This window comes from uncultured Ellagibacter sp. (assembly GCF_934617235.1).
Lineage (GTDB): Bacteria > Actinomycetota > Coriobacteriia > Coriobacteriales > Eggerthellaceae > Ellagibacter.
The window spans coordinates 19,910-38,595 of record NZ_CAKTTZ010000024.1 but is presented as its reverse complement, the minus strand read 5'-3'; the positions used below and the strand labels follow the sequence as shown (position 1 = coordinate 38,595).

Here is an 18,686-nt window from a genome sequence, read left to right as displayed (position 1 = left end):
GACTGCTCACTTTTCCTGCCGATGGCGCAGGCTTGCGACCTGCGGTTTTGCAAAAGGCACACAAACCACCTGCGTTGATTCACTTGCAACTGTCGCTAGTGGCAGGTTGCCTTTAGGCCTGAATCAGGCTGTATTTGGGCTTAGTTCGACCGCCTCCGCCCTCCTCGAATCATTGCGCTTGCGGGCCGATAGCCGCACCTGCCACGGGTCACAATCAACCCGATAGGTGGCTACGAAAACAACCCAGCGCCGTCGGGCCGCGCCGATGCCCATCGCGGTAGCCAGGCTTATCCTTGAAGTGCTATTATCCCGACTTGGAATCAAACACGAAGGAGAGTCATGTTCGACGACGATGCGCTTACTGCCGAAGAAGTTGCAGAAATGCTGCGAGTTTCGAAAAACTTCGTCTACCGACTCGCGCGGTCGGGAGAGCTCGCATCATACCGAGTGGGGCGAAAACTTCGCTTTACCTTGCGCGACGTCGAGACATACACGCGCGCAAGCCTGCGGGCGTCGCAAGGCGCACCGACGCCGCGCAACTCGCTGGCGCCGCAACGCTTCCCAGGTTCTTGCCCAACCGCAAGCGCAAGCTCCTCCCCCGCCGTCGCTCTCGAAAGCGCAAACGGGATACCCCGCGCCTTCTCGCTCGACAATCGCGAGCCTTTCGTCATCGCGGGCAACGACGTCTCCGGCGACATCATCGCCCATGCCCTCGCCGCTGCCGGGCTGCCGGTTTCACGCGCCTACGTGGGCAGCTACACCGCGCTCGTCAACCTGTACGGGAAGCGGACGAACGCGACGCGCTCGATGGCTACGAGGCGGCGAACGCGGGAGCCATCATCTACGAGTGCTAGCAGGGATGGCAGGCGGCGGAACGCGGGAGGGGAACAGGCCGCGGCAAGCGCGAGCCAGACCGCCCGCGCCCGTAGGCGACGAAAGAACTTAAGGCGCGCAAATTGCACAAGTGGCGGCAAGCTGAGGCTCGTAACACACGCAGGCGGCGACAAGGCCGCGATCACAGCACCCGCAAGCCGCAGCGAGAGCCGAGCGAAACAGGCGTGCAAACAGCAAAAGAGCTTCAAACCCCTTCTCGCTGGGCTTGAGGCTCCATAATTCACCTCGCGCAATGCGCGCAGCAGGCAAAAGAATCGCTAGTCGACGGCGACCATGACGTCGGTTGCCTTGATGATGGCGACGGCCTTGCCGCCTTCCTTCAGGCCGAGCGCCTCGATGGACTCGTTGGTGATGGAGCCGGAGATGCGCACGCCCTCTTCGTCCTCGATGGTCACATGGCCGTTCACGGCGCCTTCCTGAACCTTCACGACCGTGCCCTCGATCTGGTTGCGAGCGGAGATCTTCGTGATGCGATCCTTTCGTTTGATGAGGAGCCGCCCCTATGGCTCCGCGTTACTGTGGTGATTTCGCCTCTCGTTCGGCGACACCCGTATAATCGCACGGGCAGAGAAGGGAGGCCGCGGCGTCAAGCGACGTTCACAGCTGTCGTCACGTTTCGTTTCATTTCGTCCCAAAAAAGAAGACCGAACAGGCGGCGAGGTGCCGCGAAACGACACCCAGGAAGAAGGTTTCTAGCGCGAAGACGAGGGCAAACGAGCGAACGCGACCCCGCCCCATCACGTCCCGTCTCGCAACAGGCAAGCCCCGCGCTGCCGACCGGCCTCCCCGTCTCGCTCGACCGGCCTCCCCGTCCCGCCTTGCATCGGGCCCCACCCCGTCTTCCAACACATTCCCCTTCGCTTTCCCGTATCTATCGATAGGCATTTCCTATAACAAATGTATCAATTCACATATTTTCCGATTTCCGAGCGCATGACTATACTTCACAACGACATAAACGCAGCGACAACTCAGACGTCAGGTGCCGAACGAAAGCGGCTCCGAGACGAGCACGAGCAAGCATCTAATCGAAAGGCGAACAATGACAGTGAACTATGGACCGAATCGATACGACGTCGTCGGAAGCTTCCTGCGCCCGGCAAAACTGAAGCAGGCACGCGAGGACTTCACCGCGGGCACGATTGACGCGGCAGCCCTGAAGGCCATCGAGGACGAGTGCATCACCGACCTCATCGCGAAGGAGAAGAAGGCCGGCCTGCGCTTCATCACCGACGGCGAGTTCCGCCGCGCGACCTGGCATCTTGACTTCATGTGGGCATTCGAGGGCATCGGCCACTCCGCAACCGAAGATGGCCTACCGTTCCACGGCGAGGCGGCCAAGATCGATGACACATACCTGACGGGGAAGGTCTCGCTTGCGGGCGAGCACCCGTTTGTCGAGCACTTCCGCTTCGTTCAGTCATTCGAGGACGAGAACACCACGGCGAAGCTGACGATTCCCGCACCTGCGCAGTTCATCGAGCAGTTCATCATGCCCATGAACCGCAAGGCGACCGACGCCGCGTACGAAAGCGACGCGCTCCTGGAAGACGATATCGTCGCCGCCTACCTGGCGTTCATCGAGCAGGTTTACGCTGCGGGCTGCCGCAACCTGCAGTTCGACGACTGCTCATGGGGATGCCTCGTCGACCCGAAGGCGGAGCTTTTCTTCGGCACCGATCAAACGGGGCTCGCGCGCATCAAGGAAACGCTGCTGCGCGTGAACAACCGCGTGCTCGACGCCGCGCCCGCCGACCTGTGCATCAACACGCATGTCTGCCGCGGCAACTTCCACAGCACCTGGGCCTGCGAAGGCGGTTACGACGACGTCGCCGACGCGCTGCTCGCAAACGAGCACGTGAACGCCTTCTTCCTTGAGTTCGACGACGAGCGCTCCGGCAACTTCGCGCCGCTTGCGAGCGTGCCTTCGGGCAAGAAGGTCGTGCTCGGGCTTATCACCACGAAGCGCGCCGAACTCGAGGACAAGCAGACCGTCATCGCACGCATCCACGAGGCGGCGAAGTTCGTACCGCTGGAAAACCTCTGCCTGTCCCCGCAGTGCGGATTCGCGAGCTGCGAGATTGGCAACAAGCTCACCGAGGAGCAGCAGTGGGCGAAGGTGGCGCTCGTACGCGAGATCGCCGAAGAAGTCTGGGGCGACTAACTGCATGTGCGCGTGCGACCCGCGTGCGATACCGGGGGGGGAGCACGCCAGCTCTCCCCCTTTTGCATTCTTTGCGCGAAACGCCTGCAAGAACGCCGTTTTCCCCTATCCTTGAAGCTGGATGACCCGCACGCAAGGAGCGCCCATGAAACTGCAGCAGCTGAAATACGTCGTGAAAGTCGCCGAAGTCGGCAACATCACCGAAGCGTCGAGGCGCCTGTTTGTGTCCCAGCCCTCCATCACCGCCGCAATCCACGACCTGGAGCGGGAAATGGGCGTCGTCATCTTCGAGCGCACGAACAAAGGCGTCGTGGTGACGTCGGAGGGTGAGACGTTTCTGGGATACGCTCGGCAAGTACTCGAGCAGGCCGACTTGCTCGAGGAAAAATACAAGGGCGAGGCGCAACAAGTTCCCCGCTTCGCCGTCTCCTGCCAGCACTACTCGTTTGCGGTCAACGCATTTGTCGACGTCATTCGCGAGTTCAACGCCTTCCGCTACGATTTCACCCTGCGCGAGGAGCAAACACACGAAATCATCGAGGACGTGTCCCGCATGAAAAGCGAGCTGGGGATCATCTACCTGAGCCAGCGAAACCAGGAGGTCATTGGGAAGATGCTGCGCAGCCAGGACCTCGTATTCGAACCGCTGTTCACCGCCGAGCCGCACGTGTTCATCTCAAGCGCGCACCCGCTTGCGGGACGTGAGTCAGTCACACTCGAGGACCTCGACGACTTCCCCTACCTTTCCTACGAACAGGGGGATTTCAACTCGTTCTACTTCAGCGAGGAACTGCTCAGCACGCTCGACCGTCGCAAAAACATCCGCGTGCGCGACCGCGCGACGCTGTTCAACCTGGCCGTGGGGTTAAATGGGTACACCGTGTGCAGCGGGGTCATATCGCACGAGCTCAACGGCGAGAACATCATCTCGGTTCCGCTGGACGTGGACGAATCGATGACCATCGGGATCATCACCCGCAGAAACACCACGCCCACACGCTACGGGAAGGCCTACCGAGAGGCAATCAAACGTCACATCCCGCAAAGCGTATGATTCGGAAGAAAGGAAAGAGCGAGATCGCAACACGACCGGGAACTAGCGACGTAAAACCGAGTTGCCCTTCGCAAAGCGCATCCTGAACACGACCCGCTACCCCCGTTTTGCGAACGTGGCACAAATAACGAGACTGGAAATAAAAAATCGCTGGTCGATTGCTCGACCAGCGATTGAATTCATGGTGGAGAATAGGGGGTTCGAACCCCTGACCTCATGGCTGCCAGCCATGCGCTCTCCCAGCTGAGCTAATTCCCCGTAAAAGGTGCATCGACTATATTAACAGAACGGCGATTTCGGTCAAGCACTTTTTTGAAAAATTTTCAACGAGCTTACCGAAGCCTTCTGAGGCCACTCGCAGTGGCCGCGCCACCGCCAACGAACGCAAGGTGTCACCCACGCCGCAAGATGCCCCATGCCCCGATAAGCCGCACGCAAGAACATGCGCATGTGTCATCCCATTCTTCTGCAAAAGCCATCGGAAAATTCAGCGCAATCTCATCGAGCAGCTTGGCGATCGAACGCGCAACCGAACGTCAACTCGACGAGATGCTGTCCAGCGCGAGAATGCAACGACGCGAAGCGCAAACCCGAGATGGCTCTGGCACCCCAGCCGATCTCCCGGCTACTTTTTGTACAAGATTGACGATAAGTTATGAAGAAATGGTGATACTACCCCATTTTCCGCTTTACCTGTACCGAAAACGTCACAGTCAAAGCGAAATCAAGTTACACTATTCCTCAAATTCCCTTCATTTGAGGAATTCCACACAGTTCCTATATAACAAAACGTCATTCTCGTACAGAAACTCCGCTACTCACCCCAAAACAAAAGCGCCGCCCCATTGCGCGAGGCGGCGCTTGGTGAATCACACGCTTGAGAAGTCTGCCCCTGGGGGCCAAGCCTTCTCGCGAGCGCTATTCGGCCTTCTCCCCGGTCTCTTCGCGCTTCGCGGCTTCCACGTGGGCGATGATGTCGTCGAGTGCACCGGCAACGTCGTATTCCTCGACCTTGCCCTCGTCGCAGAGTGCCGCGAACTTCGGGTCGATCGGCAGCGTAGCCACCGCGGGGATGCCGTACTTCTCAGCAACAGCCGCACCCTGAGGCTCGCCGAAGATGTGATGCTCCTTGCCGCACTCGTCGCACTTGAAGTACGCCATGTTCTCAACCAACCCCACAACGGGGACATCCAGGTCGTGCGCCAGGTTGACCGCTTTGCCGACGATCATGGCAACGAGCTCCTGAGGTGCGGAAACAGTGACGATGCCGTCAACCGGCAGCATCTGGAACACCGTGAGGAACACGTCCGACGTTCCCGGAGGCATATCGATCAGCATGTAGTCGACATCGCCCCAGTTGGTCTCGTCCCAGAACTGCTTGATGATGCCGGAGACGACTGGGCCGCGCCATGCGACGGGCATATCGCCCTTCGGGAGCATGAGGTTCACGGACATGACCTTGATACCGCTGTCAGTGAGCGCCGGGTAGATGCCCGTCTCGTCGGCATGCAGCTTATCGGTCACGCCGAACGTCTTCGGGATGGAAGGGCCGGTGACGTCCGCGTCCAGGATGCCGACGTTGAAGCCCTTCTTGCGCAGCTCGCTTGCGAGCAGGCTCGTCACGAGGGACTTGCCGACGCCGCCCTTACCGGACACAACGCCGATCACGTGCTTCACGTTGCTCGCCGCGTTGGTCGCGTACTTGGAAGGAGCCGTACGCTCGCCGCAGCCCTCAACGCCGCAGCTGCCGCACGAATGCGAGCACTCTTGTTGTTCTGCCATTAGACTACTCTCTTTCTCGTCATCTAAGCTGAAGGTCGCTCCCCCTGGCGCGGCCATTGTTACGTGTCGCATGATATCACAACAGTAGCAATTAAAGAGGCGGCCGAAGCCGCCTTAAGGTTTTGCTATTTGATTGTTGAAGAGGCCCTCGCCTTTATTCGTCCTCGGGTTTTTCCGATGCGTAGAATGTCGCGTCGTCGAACACTTCCTTCAGGCTCTTGCCATCCACGAAGGGAATATCGAGGAACTCGCCGACCGTCGGCACGAGCTCACTGCAATCGACGTAGTGGCCCTTCTCGTTTTTCTGGGAGGTGTCCTGCGCGCGCCAATACCGATCGTTCACATCGGTGAGGTAATAGCTCGCTCCGTTGACGTCCATGTACACCGAATGCTTGGCGCGTAGGTACATGGGCATATCCTCAAAGGATATTTCGAGAGCATCGACCGCCTTTGTTCCCATAAGCTACCCCTTTCTTCGGGTTTACCTTGGGAACATGATATCAAGAAGCGCGCGGAGTTTTAAGGGCTGGCAGAAGAATTAGCGAGCACCAGGCGCTTTTTCGAAATCCCACGTGAAAGTCGCAATATCACGCCCCCGGGCGTAGCTATGAGGGAGGGGAAAACGAGTCGGGAGCTGGGAGTCGGGGGTCGGGAATCGGGAGCCGGGAGCTAGCGAGACGGTTCGAGGAGGTCTTCTCGGGAGTTGGAGGGACGGCGCGAGGAGGACTTCTCGGGAGTTGGGAGTTGGGAGCTGGCGAGACGGCGCGGGAAGAAATCGCCGTCTTACACGGAGGGGCGAGAAAACGGACGCAGAAAGTCGCACGCCTTCCGCGCTCGAGCGCTCAGAAAACCCGTCATTGCGAGAGACAACTTCGATTCCATAGCGCTCGAGGGCTCGGATCCGTGTGTCCCAAAATGGGAACGTGACGCCCGCGAAGGCTCACGCCGATCGCGGGCGTCACGCTGCCCTACGCGCCCGAGCGAGCCGAGCGACGAAAGCGACGAACGCGAAGGAAATCCCCCGCAGCGGGAAGGGAGCCAGCAGCAACGGCCCCATCATCAGTACGGGTGGCGGCGGAAGCGTCAGCGCGGATCGCGGCCCCAGCCTCGACCTCAGCCTCAGCGGCGGCCCCGACGTAGACGGCGGCATCGGTGCCCACGCAGGTCACAGCAGCATCGGCTGCCCCATCATCGGTGCGGGTAGCGGTCTCGACGGCTGCCCCAGCGTCAGCGTCGTCAGCTGCCCCAGCCTCGGCCCCAATCGCGGCCCCGACCTCGACCGAGAAGCGGTAGATCCCACACGAGCGGTTCGCCACTGGCACGGGAACCGGCGCGGGGTCGGGGTCGCTCTCCGTAGGGTCGGGCAGCCACGTAAGATTGCGCACGACAACGCACGAAACAGGCACCCGCGGGCTGAGGACCTCAAGCTCGTCGCCTTCCGCAAAGCGATTGCGACAGCGCGCAACAATGGTGCGAGCCCCCGCATCCGACGAGACGACATCGGCTACGTGCATCGCCTGCTGCTCGTAGCCGTCGTAGTCGGGTGCCTGCTCGGCCTCGCCGAAGAAGAATCCCGTCCCATACGGGCGATGCGACACCGCCTCCAGCTCGGGCGCGAAATCGGCGGCCGGCGCGCCGTCGAGCACCTGTCGATACGCGTTCACCACGCTGGCCACGTAAAACGCCTTCTTGTTGCGCCCCTCGATCTTGATCGAGTCCACGCCCGCCGCCCGCAGCGCGTCGAGGTGAGCGAGCATGTTCATATCCTTCGCGTTCATGATGAAGGTGCCGCGGCCGTCCTCCTCGATGGGAAAATGCTCGCCCGGGCGCTTCTCCTCTTCAAGCGTGTAGCTCCAGCGGCAAGGCTGCGTGCAGTGCCCGCGGTTGCCCGAGCGCCCGGTGAGATAGGAGCTGATGAGGCAGCGCCCCGAAACCGCCATGCACATGGCACCATGCGCGAACGCCTCGATTTCCATATCGGCCGGCATGTCCTCGCGCATGCGGGCGATATCGCCAAGCGACATCTCCCTCGCGCACACCACGCGACTCGCACCCAGGCTATACCACACGCGCGCGGCCTCGGAATTGGCGACGGAAGCCTGGGTCGACACGTGAAGGGCGACGCGCGGAGCCACGCGCCGAGCGATGGCGGCCGCCCCCAAGTCGCCGATGATGAAGGCATCGACTCCCGCCGCATCGAGCGCCCGGAAATAGTCGGGCAGCGCGGCAAGGTCGCCTTGTTCCATGAGAATGTTCGCGGTGACGTGGACTTTCACGCCCGCAGCGTGGGCGATCTCCACCGCAGCGGGAATGTCTTCAAGCGCGAAGTTCGCCGCACGGGCGCGCATGCCGAAGCGATCGGATGCCAGGTACACCGCGTCCGCACCGAAGCGCACGGCAGCGCGCAGCTGTTCGATACCCCCTGCAGGCGCAAGGAGCTCCATGTTGCGTTGGGTATTCAGATGATCACGCTCTTCCGCTTGTCCAAAGGCGCCTGCGCGCTACGCCATTTCCACTTGAGGGCCTTGCGGCGTGTCCTTGATCGTGAGACCGAGCGCCGCCATGCCATCGCGCACGGCATCGGCACGAGCCCAATCCTTCGAAGCGCGAGCCTCCGCGCGAAGGGCCACAAGCGCCTCGACTGCCTCAGTCGCGTTACCACCCGCGTACCCGGCAAGTTCGGCAGCAAGGTCCACGACCTCGGGAGGATAAGCGTCGCCCTCGGCGGTGGCTGCGGCAATATCGATGCCGAACACGCCCATGAGCTCCGCGATCGAATCGCGCGCGGCGATAAGCGCCGGCACGTCGGCCGCGGTGGGCTCTTTGCCCGCGATTGCGCTATTCACGTCACCCACCAGGGTAAACACAGCACCCAACGCGGCAGGGGCATTGAAGTCGTCATCCATCGCGTCGACGAAAGCGGCGCGCGCCGTCTGCGTGGCGCCCTCGATCGCCGCAGCATCGAGCACGGCATCCGCCTCAGTCGTTGCCGCCGCGAGCAGCCACTCGAGGTTCTTCACCGTGTTCTCGATGCGGGTGAGCGCCGCGTCGGCCTCGGCCAGGCGGGCATCGCCGAACACGAGCGGGCTGCGGTAGTGCGTCTGCAGCATGAGCATGCGCAGTGTCTCGGGACGCACGATTTCGAGCGCCTCGTGCAGAAGCAGGAAGTTGTTGAGCGACTTCGACATCTTTTCGATCTCGCCGGTTTTCTCGTTGGCGATTTGCAGCATGCCGGAGTGCATCCAGTGGCGCGCGAACGTGCAGCCGCACGCGGCTTCGCTTTGCGCGCGCTCGTTTTCATGATGCGGAAACACCAGGTCAGCACCACCGCCATGGATGTCGAAAGGAAGCCCCAAGTACTTGCGCGACATGGCCGAGCACTCGATGTGCCAGCCCGGGCGCCCCTTGCCCCAGGGGGAGTCCCACGAAGGCTCGCCGGGCTTGGCGGCCTTCCACAGGGCGAAATCGAGCGGATCGCGTTTGCGGGCCTCAAGCCCCTGGCCGTCGGCGCGCAGCTCGCGGTGGCCCGATTCCATCTCGTCGATGTTGCGACCGGAAAGCTCGCCGTAAGCGGGGTACGAGCGCACGCTGAAGTACACGTCGCCTTCGACCTCGTAGGCATGCCCGCCGTCGATGAGCTCCTGCACGAGCGCGATCATGTCGGGAATCTCGCTCGTGGCGCGCGGACGCACGTCAGGGTCGAGCACGCCTGCGGCGTGCATGTCGTCGATGAACGCCTGGGTGTACTCGGCGGCCACTTCCGCCGCACTTCTGCCCTCTTCACCTGCACGTTTGATGATCTTATCGTCGACATCGGTGACGTTTTGCACGTAGGTCACGTCGAAGCCGCGCCACATGAGGTAGCGGCGGATGACATCGAAGCTCATGAACGTGCGCGCGTTGCCGATGTGGATGCGGTTGTAGACGGTCGGGCCGCACACATACATGCTGATCTTGCCGGGTTCCTTCGGCTGGAACTCGACTTTTTGGCGCAGCTTAGTGTCGTAGATCTTAATCATAAGGTTCCTAATACTTTCTCGTGATTATCGCAAAGCACCTCGCGGGCGGGGCGCTCAGTTCTCTTCCAAATCCTCCGGGTCCACAGGCTCAACGTCGGCGAGCGCCTTCTTGAACTGCGGACATACCTCGTCGCGCAGCGCGGCGATTTGCGCCTCCAGGTAGTCGATGCGCGCGCAGTTGGAACGATGCTGCTCTTCCACGATATCGGGAAGATTTTCCATGCGCTTCGCAGCGGCAGACTGTTCGCTCGTGACGCGCTTGCCATCGCGCTTGACGATACGCCCCGGAATGCCGACGACCGTGCAGTTGGGCGGCACGTCCTTCACTGCCACGGCGCCGCCTCCGATCTTGGAATTGTCGCCGACGGTGATGTTGCCGAGCACCGCCGCGCCCACACCCACGATGACATTGTTGCCAAGAGTCGGATGGCGCTTGCCGGTCTCGTTGCCGGTGCCGCCAAGCGTAACACCTTGGTAGAGCGTGCAATCATCGCCGATGATGGTGGTTTCGCCGATGATGACGCCCATCGCGTGGTCGATGAAGAAACGGCGCCCGATCTGGGCGCCCGGGTGGATTTCCACACCCGTCATGAAGCGCGTGAACTGCGACGAGATGCGTGCGAGGCTCTTTAAGCCATGATTCCACAGCCAGTGCTCGACCACATGCGACCAGCGCGCATGAAGGCCTGGGTAGGTGAGCCAGATGACGAAGGAACTTTGCGCGGCAGGGTCGCGTTCCTTCACGGCGCGGACGTCTTCGGCGATCGTCTTGAAAATATTCATAGCAAACCCCTCTGTTCAAGTAGGATTATAGCAAACTCAATCCGTACATCGAACGAGAAGAGCCACCGCTGTGGCAGAAATGCCCTCTTCGCGACCTTCGAAGCCCAAATGCTCAGTCGTTGTTGCCTTCACGCCCACGTTTTCGGGGGAGATGCCCATCGCGCGCGCCAGGTTCTCGCGCATCTGGTCGCGATAGGGGGACAGCTTCGGCGCCTGGGCCGCGACGACGCTGTCGACGTCGATGATCTCGTAGCCGCGCTCGCGCACAAGGTTTGCCACCGCGGCGAGCAGCTTCATGGAATCGGCGCCCTCATAGGCGGGGTCGGTGTCGGGGAACAACTTGCCGATGTCTCCTCCGCGAATGCCACCCAAAAGCGCGTCGGCCACAGCATGCGCAAGGACGTCGGCGTCGGAGTGCCCGAGCAAGCCCCGCGTATGGGGAATGTCGACGCCGCCCATGATGAGCTTGCGCCCTTCCACGAGCTGATGGACATCGTATCCCTGGCCGATTCGGAGGTTCCTAGGGTCCATCGGTTACTCCTCCGGCTGCTTCAGATAGAGCGCGCGCACGGCCGCGGCGAGCATCATGTAGTCTTCGGGCACCGTGAGCTTGATGTTGTTGCGCTTGCCCTCGACCACGAGCACCTTGCCGCCCAACCGCTCGATAAGCGACGAGTCGTCGGTTCCCACAAAGCCGTCGGAAAGCGCGCTCGCGTGCGCGCGGCGGTAGATTCCCGTGCGGAAGACCTGCGGCGTTTGCGCATCCCAGAACACGCGACGGTCGGGCGTGCCCATGATGACGCCGTTTTCCACAATCTTCAACGTATCGACCGCGGGGTGGCCCACGATGACGCCATCGCAATCGATGTTGCCTTTGCAGGTGTTGATGGTGTGCAGAATGAGGTCGGGAGACACGAGCGGGCGCGCGCCGTCATGCAGCACGACGTACTCGTATTCGTCGGTGACGTATTCAAGACCGGAGAACGCCGACTCCTGGCGCGAGGGACCCGACGGCGCGACCACGATGGGCGTGACGAATGGGAACGGGTTGACCGCGCGATTGAGGTATTCCTCCTGGCGATCCTCGGGACACACGATAACGATGAGCCCGACGTCGCCCACGGCATCGAAGGCCTCGGCTGACCAGGTGAGAATGGGCTTGCCCGCGATTTCGACGAGCTGCTTGCCGCCCTCGCGGCCGAAGCGCTCGCCCGAGCCGCCCGCCAAGATGATAGCCGCCGTCTTCGGCTTGGGGTCGACAACGCCCTGCAGGCCGCACACCGTTTTCGTAAGCGCGTCGAAGTCGAGATCGTCGAACATCGCGTCCGGCATATCGAGCACGGAGGGCGTATAGATGGGGTCGATCGTTTTCGGCATGAGAGTCCTTCCCTTGTCCGTCGGTTTTTCGGGGAACGCAAGCGCACCGCCGACGACGCAACGCATTCTTTCATGCTATTTTACGGCAAGCTGTTTGCAAGCGGAGACATTCCGCATAACAAGTTGAAAGAGGGCGACGCAAAGGGGCCCACAGGCCGTCGCGACTACCTAGCGACCCGCCTTGATCTCCCGAACCCGATCTTCGACAATCGTGATGAGGTCTTGCTGAGAGTGGATGTCCATTTTCCCGTAGATATGATAAATGTGGCTGCGGACCGTATGGTTGGACACGCAGAGCTCGTCGCAAATGAAAGCGGTATCACGCCCCTTCGCACAGAGGGCGAACACCTCGCTCTCACGGGGCGACAGCGCATACCGTTCGCACACGTCGTCGCACGCAGTCTTCCACGCCGCAGGGGCAGCGGGGACGGCAGGCGATTCGCCGTCTTTGGCGTCGGAGCCCTTCATCGAATCGTAGGAGAACGCCATCACGACGAACATCAGCACGAGGATCATGGCAATCGGAAGCACCTGGGAGAGATGCCAAGAAGGGAACGCCGAGTCGACCAGCATAACCCCGAGCGCGAGCGCCCAGCCGAGAAACATGCCCGCCGCGTTGCTCAGCCTGCCAAGCGCAAAATACTTCGGATAAGAAATTTTGTACTCGTCGATCATCGACAAGAGCTGGCTCATGCTGAGCATATCGAAACTGGTGAAGCTGAACATAAGAAGCACGCAGCTCGCAAAAAGCAAGTTGACGTGCAACTGACTCGACATCGCAAGCGGAGCCAAGCCCAGCGCCGCAATGCCGAAGAGAACGTACTGAATCAGGTTAAGCGACACGCGCTCCTTGAACCACAACCCGTAGAGCAGGATGAAAACGCCCGACAGCATGGCCCCGAGCCATATGAACCCCGAGGACATGCTCTCCTGGCCGCCATTCAAACCTATGAACAGAGCAAACGAGAACGTAATGCTGTAACAGAGCATCTGCATAAGGGGGAACAGGAAAGCCCTTTTTGGAATCTTACGCACAGGAGACGGCCCGAGGATTCCACTCGGGACGCCCTCTTCGTCAGCCTTTGCGAGCCCCTCGGGTACCCCCTCCCCGACACAAAGCGCAAGGTCTTTTTGCCTACATCCGACAATCGAGAGCCAGTATGCGAGGACCGGAAGCACGAGAACGGAAACGATTGCTGGCAAGGATCGCCCTGGCTGCATGCACGCAAATGTGGCAATGGAACAGCTCAACAGCGTCGAAAACGCAAGGAGCAGAAAGGCGCTCTCGGGCTTGATGCGAAAAACGCCGTAGACCATATGAATCAAGATGAAGGCCGCGCCGCAGCCGAACAGAAACCAGAGCGCATAGTGGATGGCGTGCGGAAGCAAACCCCCTATGGGAAAAGCAAGCAGCAGAGCACTTATCCCTGCCAGCGGCGACAAAACGAAGGGCAAAGCCATAAACACGAATCTGTCGAACACCTTCCCCTTGCCGGAACGCATTACGAGAAACCAGACGACAAGCATAACCGCCGAACCAAGCAGGGCGCACCCTTTCAGCCTGAACGCCAGAGGCTCCTCAACCACAACCGAGGAACTCCAGTACGCCAGAAAAAGCGACGCCCAATAGAACGCCGAGGAAAACAACGTGCAAAGCGTCCTCTTGTCCGACAGATCGTCCATTAATTCCCCCTTTAGCTTTGATTCGACACGGCAACTATCGAATCGTCCCGCTTCTCCAAAGGGCCAAGCACCCGGCCCTACCCCTCATATTAAAAATGCGCCCCTCAATGAGGGACGCATCCGCAAAAGTGAATCCCTCATTGTTGCGACACAAGCTCTTTCCTGTTTAGGAGTATGAGCAAAGAGGAGAAGCACCTTTTGCCAAAGGAACTTCTCCTAAACAGGTTTCGTTATTCGCTTGTGTCGCAACAATAGATTTTACTTCAAACGCTAATTGGCGGCGAGCGGACGCGAAAAGAATCCCCCGCTTTTCATCCGCAATCCACTCGCCTCAGAATCGTTAGCCGACAGGCCCCGCTTTCTCACCCTTATGCTGACGCCGTTCGCAGAATCACGTTCAACGCCACTAAAGGGCTAGAGCACCGTGAGCGTCTGCTTTCGTTCATTCGTCATTTTCGCCGCGAGATCGGCAATGGGACCGTACTCCATACATTGCGCCTGGCAATGATGCACGCAGGCGGGAAGCTTGCCATGCTCGGTGCGCTCCTTGCAAGCGTCGCACTGATCACCGAACACGGGGATGTAGTCGAATTGCCAATGGTCGCCCTCGATTTGCCAGGGGCCCATTTCGCACACCTGGATTCCCGACTGGCCAATGGGAAGCTTCTTTTCCATCTGGCATGCCATTTCGCAGCTATGACAACCGGTGCACCAGTTATAGTCGATGAGAATACCGTATCCGCTCATGCTTATTCCCCCTCTTCAACCTTGTAGAGCTTCACGAGACTGCACTTGTAATTCGAGCCGAAGCCGCTCTTGCCCGGCTGCCACGGAACAAGGTTGTTGATTGCCAGCTCGCGAACATCGAACAGATTCTCAGGATCCGCCTCAGGCAGCCACCACGCATGGTCGGTCGAGCAAATGCGCGGGTCGAGAAGAACGGGGGTTACCTTCACGCGGCGCTTTGCGCGACCACGCTGGTTTTCAACCCATACCCAATCGCCATCGGCAATGCCGTACTTCTCCGCTGCCTCGGGATGAACCTCGATAATGGGGTCGGGGCGCATTGCGCGAAGACGAGGGATGTTGCGATGCTCGGAGTGGAACATGTTCCAGTTGCGCGCGCCAGTCGTGAGCACGAGAGGATACTCGTCGAGCAGCTCGGGGGTTGAGCCAGGACCGGGCTCGGGCTCTTCGAAGTAAGGCAGCGGATCGAGACCGGCATTCGCGTATTGAGTGGACCAGATCTCAATACGACCAGTCGGGGTATTGAACCCTGGCGTTCCGTCGGGGCGAAGAAGGCCCTTCTCGTACTTCTTGTAGGTGTACTGCGGATAAGCGGGCGCGATTTCCCTCATCTCATCGAACGAGTAACCCGTCTCAGCGATGATGCTCGAGAACATCTCCTTCACGTCGGCCCACGGCCAAGCGTCGGGGTTAAGCCTGCGACCAAGCTCGAGGTTGATTTCCATGTCGGACTTGCATTCCCCAACGGAGCAAACCTTGTTGATGGTCTCCCCTCGCTGCGGGCCGTCGCCGATACGAAGGCCGTCGCGCTCAGGATACGTGGCAGCAGGGAGCACATAGTCCGCAAGGGCCATGATGGTCGGGGTCATGAAAAGATCGACGCCGACGATGAAGTCAAGCTTTACCGCAGCATTATAGAAGCGGTCGGGATCAGCACCCATGCAAGACAGCGTGTTCGTGGTCTGCATCCAAGCACCGTGGATCTCATACGGGTCGCCAGTCTCCATCTGCTTCATCATCTCATCGGCCTGCAGCGTGGCGAAGCCGAATTTCAGCAGAGGGTACTTCTTCACGCCGATGCGCTTCTCCGTCTGCTCTTCCGTGAGCAAATCGGCACCGAAGCCGCCGCCGTAGAACAGAATCTCGGGCGGGATGATCATAGCGCCCGGCTTATCGATATTGCCAGTGATTTGCGTAAGCGCAGCAATCGCCTGAATGGCGGGCAGCGTTTCCTTGGTCATGTCGACCGCAACGCCCCACTGGATGCACGCCTGATTTGCATTGGCAAACATGCGAGCTGCGTCGTAGATCTTCTCGACCGGAATCCACGTGATCTCGGAGACCTTCTCGGGAGGATACTCCTGCACGCGCTCCTTCAGCTCATCGAAGCCGTAAACCCAGCGATCGACGAAGTCGTGATCGAACAGGTCCTCGTTGATGATAACGTTGAGCATTCCCAGCGCGAGAGCCGCATCGGTTCCCGGACGGATGGGGAGCTGAATCGCAGCCTTGTTGCCAAGCCAGGTCATACGCGGATCGACGCAGATGACCTTCATACCGCGCTTCATAAGGTCCACTACCCAGTGGCCATAGAAGCCGTCGGAATTGGAGATGAGCGGGTAATTGCCCCAAAGAATCATCACCTCAGGCGCGGTGTAATTGGGGTTATCGTAGCGATCGATGAATTGCTGAGAGCAGTCGCACACCCAGAAAGCACCCGTCGTCGAGTACATTCCGGAAACACGCGGAAGGTAGCAAGCAAGGCCGGAGAGCGGGAAACCATAGTTCGGGCTTCCGTACGACCACGCAAGGCGGGAAATCCACGAAGCGATATCTCGACCCGTACCCTGAAGGAAGAGAACGGATTCCGCGCCGTAGCGTTCCTTCAAGTCAACAAGATGCGCCTCAATCTCGTCGAAGGCCTCATCCCACGTGATGCGCTGCCACTTGTTCTTGCCCCTGTCCTTCGGATCGCGCTTCATGGGGTAAGTCAGTCGCTTCTCGCTGTAAACCACTTCGGGAAGGTCGAGGCATCTTACACAAAGGCGGCCCTTGTTGAAAGGATTTTCCTCGTCGCCTTCCACCTTAACGAGCTTCCCATCGCTGTCGGTGTAGAGCTTGACACCGCACCCAAGATGGCATCCTGGCCCGGTCCACGCGCTTCCCCTCGTGACCGTAAGCCCGTCTTCCTCATACCTCCAAGGTTTTGCGTGCTCGACCAAATCGTACTTACGTTGTTCGGACATGCGATCACACCCTTTCTCGTCTCGTCTGGATGTCCGCATGGCGTAACGTATTTCCTTCGGTACCAATTCCGCATCTTTCAAAAAGGGTGATTCCCCGCCGCGAGGGTGATTTTTAACGTTTTCGCAGGTAGATGTTGTCGAATTCAGCTTCTGATAATTCCGAATCATACAAAACAGGTGATAGCAACCCATGCCGTGCATAGCCATACTTTCCATTGAAGGAGGCTATCATGGAAAGAAGAAATGAAACCCGCAACAAGAATGCGAAAGGAAGCCCTCTCGCATTGATTGCCGGAGTCTCGCTATGCTGGGCGGCAACCTTCATCTTCTTTTACAGCGACACGTTCGTTCCTTCTGATACGTTCAGCTTCCTCGAAAGAGACCTGAGCAGATTTTGCTATTTGGCAGGGATCGTCCTGGGGCAAGTCCTCTTCCTGGTACCGCGCCGCATAATCGCCTTCGAATCGAAAAACTATCTCATGATTGCCGGTTGCGGCGTTCTGCTTATATCAGTCGCTTCGCAAATGGCGGGAATAGCCTACGAACTGAACACTGGGCTGATGTCGTTTCTTATGCTGTTTGCGGGCGTGTGGCAAGGCATTTCGCATGTGCTCTGGGGTGAAATGGAAGCAAAAGCCGACCTAAGCATCGCTCTCGCTTTTTGCGTTCCCGTCATCGCGGGAGCAGCGATTTTTTCTGCCGTAACGTATCTTGGGACATGGTTTGCCGTGGTCTCGCTGCTTATTTGCAGCTGCGGATCAACCATGCTTTTCCTCGTGAGTTCGTCCGAAAAGAAAGACCGGACGTCAAACCCTGCCCCCGTTAGCTCGAAGCGACTTCCATCGTTTCGAAAATGTGACGCCATCTGCTTGGTCTACGGCGCAGTTTTGGGCACCAGCATCTATGCCTGCCTCTCATTCAAGATGCCAGCAGGACTGAATTACCTTATTGTCGGGCTCTCGCTGGTTTGCGGGGCGGCACTAGTCATTGGCCTCTCGCGAATAAACAAGGGTAAGGAATCTGACTTTGGAAGAGTAGCCACCATTCTTTTGCCGTTTGTCTCGATGGCTCTCGTCTTGATCGTCATTACCCCAGACGACTCATCGTGGGCGATCTATGCTGCCTTGTTGGCGCTGTTGACCCTGTTTGATGTGTCGAGCTTCGAGTTCTTCGCCGAATCATCTCGGAGCTTGGCGCTTCCCCCATACCTCTTTATTGCACGGGGAAGAATTGCAGTGCAGCTGGGAATGCTCATAGCATATCTTGCGAACATGATCGTTGCGCATAGCTTTCCCGCAACAGGACGGGCGGCATTCATCATCCCCCTGATTCTCATCGTCTGCCTTTCGGCAATGGTGGCATTTGGAGGAGGCGTCTCCATTAACCTGAAGCCTAAGAATTCCGACAAGGAAAAGACTCAAGATAGCGGGCTCGAAGCATCGCCCGAAGAAAAAGAAGACGAGCCGATAGACATTAATAGGAAGAAATGTCAGATTGCAGCCGATCGTTTCGGCTTGTCAAAGCGAGAAGTGGAAGTCTTGTTCTTGCTGACAGGCGGATACAGCATCCAGGGCATTGCCGACAAGCTCGTCATATCCACCAATACCGTGAAAACCCATACGTCGCATATCTACAGGAAGATGGGCGTCAATTCCCGTCAAGAAGTAATCAATCTGCGAGACTCGATCGAGGAAGAGTAATCTATGTGCTACCCATGCCGACATTGCGGGAAATGCGAGCTTAAGAAGCCTCGTCCCTTAAACATCTGCCCCCTGTGCAAGCAGCCGAAATCGGAGGCCGACACAGTCTGCAAGAGTTGCGGATTCAGGTTCCCCAGAAAGCCTGGCGCGAAGGAGTAGGGAAAGTACCTGCTGAGCCTGCCTGCTGCGCCCGATGCGCACCCCTGTCGAACCTGCCTACCGCCCTCTGCCCACAGC

Annotated in this window: 15 protein-coding genes and 1 tRNA gene; 4 read left to right on the top strand and 12 right to left on the bottom strand. The window is 59.2% G+C overall.

All coding sequences use genetic code 11. From position 1 onward, the window contains the following. Nucleotides 1-339 precede the first annotated feature (339 nt). Entirely contained in the window at nt 340-1,113 is a 774-nt protein-coding gene (locus tag Q0G85_RS06125) for a helix-turn-helix domain-containing protein (RefSeq protein WP_297155763.1), read from the top strand. A 38-nt stretch (nt 1,114-1,151) separates the two neighbouring features. Here Q0G85_RS06125 and Q0G85_RS06120 read toward each other — a convergent pair whose 3' ends face one another. Then, nucleotides 1,152-1,355 (bottom strand): molybdopterin-binding protein, encoded by a 204-nt coding sequence (locus Q0G85_RS06120; protein WP_297155769.1) that lies wholly within the window; start codon nt 1,353-1,355, stop codon nt 1,152-1,154. A 581-nt stretch (nt 1,356-1,936) separates the two neighbouring features. Here Q0G85_RS06120 and Q0G85_RS06115 point away from each other — a divergent pair. Both Q0G85_RS06115 and Q0G85_RS06110 read left to right on the top strand, forming a co-directional pair. Then, nucleotides 1,937-3,058 (top strand): 5-methyltetrahydropteroyltriglutamate--homocysteine S-methyltransferase, encoded by a 1,122-nt coding sequence (locus Q0G85_RS06115; RefSeq protein WP_297155760.1) that lies wholly within the window; start codon nt 1,937-1,939, stop codon nt 3,056-3,058. Between the two features lie 145 nt (nt 3,059-3,203). Then, nucleotides 3,204-4,112, top strand: coding sequence for a LysR family transcriptional regulator (locus Q0G85_RS06110; protein ID WP_297155757.1), 909 nt, complete (start codon nt 3,204-3,206; stop codon nt 4,110-4,112). A 182-nt stretch (nt 4,113-4,294) separates the two neighbouring features. On the opposite strand, the gene Q0G85_RS06105 is transcribed toward Q0G85_RS06110, so the two are convergent. The 11 genes from Q0G85_RS06105 to Q0G85_RS06055 all read right to left on the bottom strand — a co-directional run bounded on the left by Q0G85_RS06105 (nt 4,295) and on the right by Q0G85_RS06055 (nt 16,749). Further along, nucleotides 4,295-4,370: transfer RNA gene (locus Q0G85_RS06105), tRNA-Ala, on the bottom strand. 660 nt (nt 4,371-5,030) lie between these two features. Beyond that, nucleotides 5,031-5,894, bottom strand: a complete 864-nt coding sequence (locus Q0G85_RS06100) for an Mrp/NBP35 family ATP-binding protein (RefSeq protein WP_297155755.1) — start codon at nt 5,892-5,894, stop codon at nt 5,031-5,033. 154 nt (nt 5,895-6,048) lie between these two features. Beyond that, nucleotides 6,049-6,354 carry a CDP-alcohol phosphatidyltransferase gene (locus Q0G85_RS06095; RefSeq protein ID WP_276998991.1) on the bottom strand — a complete coding sequence of 102 codons (306 nt, stop codon included), beginning with the start codon at nt 6,352-6,354 and terminating at the stop codon, nt 6,049-6,051. Between the two features lie 508 nt (nt 6,355-6,862). Continuing rightward, nucleotides 6,863-8,338, bottom strand: coding sequence for a peptidase U32 family protein (locus Q0G85_RS06090; protein ID WP_297155753.1), 1,476 nt, complete (start codon nt 8,336-8,338; stop codon nt 6,863-6,865). A gap of 57 nt (nt 8,339-8,395) precedes the next feature. Continuing rightward, nucleotides 8,396-9,913: a cysteine--tRNA ligase gene (cysS, locus tag Q0G85_RS06085; RefSeq protein ID WP_297155751.1), complete on the bottom strand. Its 1,518-nt coding sequence runs from the start codon at nt 9,911-9,913 to the stop codon at nt 8,396-8,398. Between the two features lie 54 nt (nt 9,914-9,967). Continuing rightward, nucleotides 9,968-10,696 (bottom strand): serine O-acetyltransferase, encoded by a 729-nt coding sequence (gene cysE, locus Q0G85_RS06080; protein ID WP_367116873.1) that lies wholly within the window; start codon nt 10,694-10,696, stop codon nt 9,968-9,970. A gap of 36 nt (nt 10,697-10,732) precedes the next feature. Then, complete coding sequence (gene ispF / locus Q0G85_RS06075) at nt 10,733-11,227, bottom strand: 2-C-methyl-D-erythritol 2,4-cyclodiphosphate synthase (RefSeq protein ID WP_297155749.1); 495 nt, start codon at nt 11,225-11,227, stop codon at nt 10,733-10,735. A 3-nt stretch (nt 11,228-11,230) separates the two neighbouring features. Then, entirely contained in the window at nt 11,231-12,073 is an 843-nt protein-coding gene (ispD, locus tag Q0G85_RS06070; protein WP_297155727.1) for a 2-C-methyl-D-erythritol 4-phosphate cytidylyltransferase, read from the bottom strand. A 168-nt stretch (nt 12,074-12,241) separates the two neighbouring features. After that, the gene (locus Q0G85_RS06065) at nt 12,242-13,756 is read right to left on the bottom strand and encodes a response regulator transcription factor (protein ID WP_297155724.1); all 1,515 of its coding nucleotides are present in this window, start codon (nt 13,754-13,756) and stop codon (nt 12,242-12,244) included. Nucleotides 13,757-14,170: 414 nt separating this feature from the next. Then, entirely contained in the window at nt 14,171-14,503 is a 333-nt protein-coding gene (locus Q0G85_RS06060; RefSeq protein ID WP_297155722.1) for an oxidoreductase, read from the bottom strand. Nucleotides 14,504-14,505: 2 nt separating this feature from the next. Further along, nucleotides 14,506-16,749: a molybdopterin-dependent oxidoreductase gene (locus Q0G85_RS06055; protein ID WP_297155720.1), complete on the bottom strand. Its 2,244-nt coding sequence runs from the start codon at nt 16,747-16,749 to the stop codon at nt 14,506-14,508. 230 nt (nt 16,750-16,979) lie between these two features. On the opposite strand from Q0G85_RS06055, the gene Q0G85_RS06050 reads away from it, so the two are divergent. After that, nucleotides 16,980-18,449: a helix-turn-helix transcriptional regulator gene (locus Q0G85_RS06050; protein ID WP_297155718.1), complete on the top strand. Its 1,470-nt coding sequence runs from the start codon at nt 16,980-16,982 to the stop codon at nt 18,447-18,449. The last annotated feature ends 237 nt before the right edge of the window (nt 18,450-18,686 follow it).

What these genes read in the sequence shown, in the direction of transcription:
- Q0G85_RS06125 (WP_297155763.1), top strand. Translation starts at nt 340, where the DNA reads ATGTTCGACGACGATGCGCTTACTGCCGAAGAAGTTGCAGAAATGCTG.
- Q0G85_RS06115 (WP_297155760.1), top strand. Translation starts at nt 1,937, where the DNA reads ATGACAGTGAACTATGGACCGAATCGATACGACGTCGTCGGAAGCTTC.
- Q0G85_RS06110 (WP_297155757.1), top strand. Translation starts at nt 3,204, where the DNA reads ATGAAACTGCAGCAGCTGAAATACGTCGTGAAAGTCGCCGAAGTCGGC.
- Q0G85_RS06100 (WP_297155755.1), bottom strand. Translation starts at nt 5,894, where the DNA reads ATGGCAGAACAACAAGAGTGCTCGCATTCGTGCGGCAGCTGCGGCGTT.
- Q0G85_RS06095 (WP_276998991.1), bottom strand. Translation starts at nt 6,354, where the DNA reads ATGGGAACAAAGGCGGTCGATGCTCTCGAAATATCCTTTGAGGATATG.
- Q0G85_RS06090 (WP_297155753.1), bottom strand. Translation starts at nt 8,338, where the DNA reads ATGGAGCTCCTTGCGCCTGCAGGGGGTATCGAACAGCTGCGCGCTGCC.
- cysS (WP_297155751.1), bottom strand. Translation starts at nt 9,913, where the DNA reads ATGATTAAGATCTACGACACTAAGCTGCGCCAAAAAGTCGAGTTCCAG.
- cysE (WP_367116873.1), bottom strand. Translation starts at nt 10,696, where the DNA reads ATGAATATTTTCAAGACGATCGCCGAAGACGTCCGCGCCGTGAAGGAA.
- ispF (WP_297155749.1), bottom strand. Translation starts at nt 11,227, where the DNA reads ATGGACCCTAGGAACCTCCGAATCGGCCAGGGATACGATGTCCATCAG.
- ispD (WP_297155727.1), bottom strand. Translation starts at nt 12,073, where the DNA reads ATGCCGAAAACGATCGACCCCATCTATACGCCCTCCGTGCTCGATATG.
- Q0G85_RS06065 (WP_297155724.1), bottom strand. Translation starts at nt 13,756, where the DNA reads ATGGACGATCTGTCGGACAAGAGGACGCTTTGCACGTTGTTTTCCTCG.
- Q0G85_RS06060 (WP_297155722.1), bottom strand. Translation starts at nt 14,503, where the DNA reads ATGAGCGGATACGGTATTCTCATCGACTATAACTGGTGCACCGGTTGT.
- Q0G85_RS06055 (WP_297155720.1), bottom strand. Translation starts at nt 16,749, where the DNA reads ATGTCCGAACAACGTAAGTACGATTTGGTCGAGCACGCAAAACCTTGG.
- Q0G85_RS06050 (WP_297155718.1), top strand. Translation starts at nt 16,980, where the DNA reads ATGGAAAGAAGAAATGAAACCCGCAACAAGAATGCGAAAGGAAGCCCT.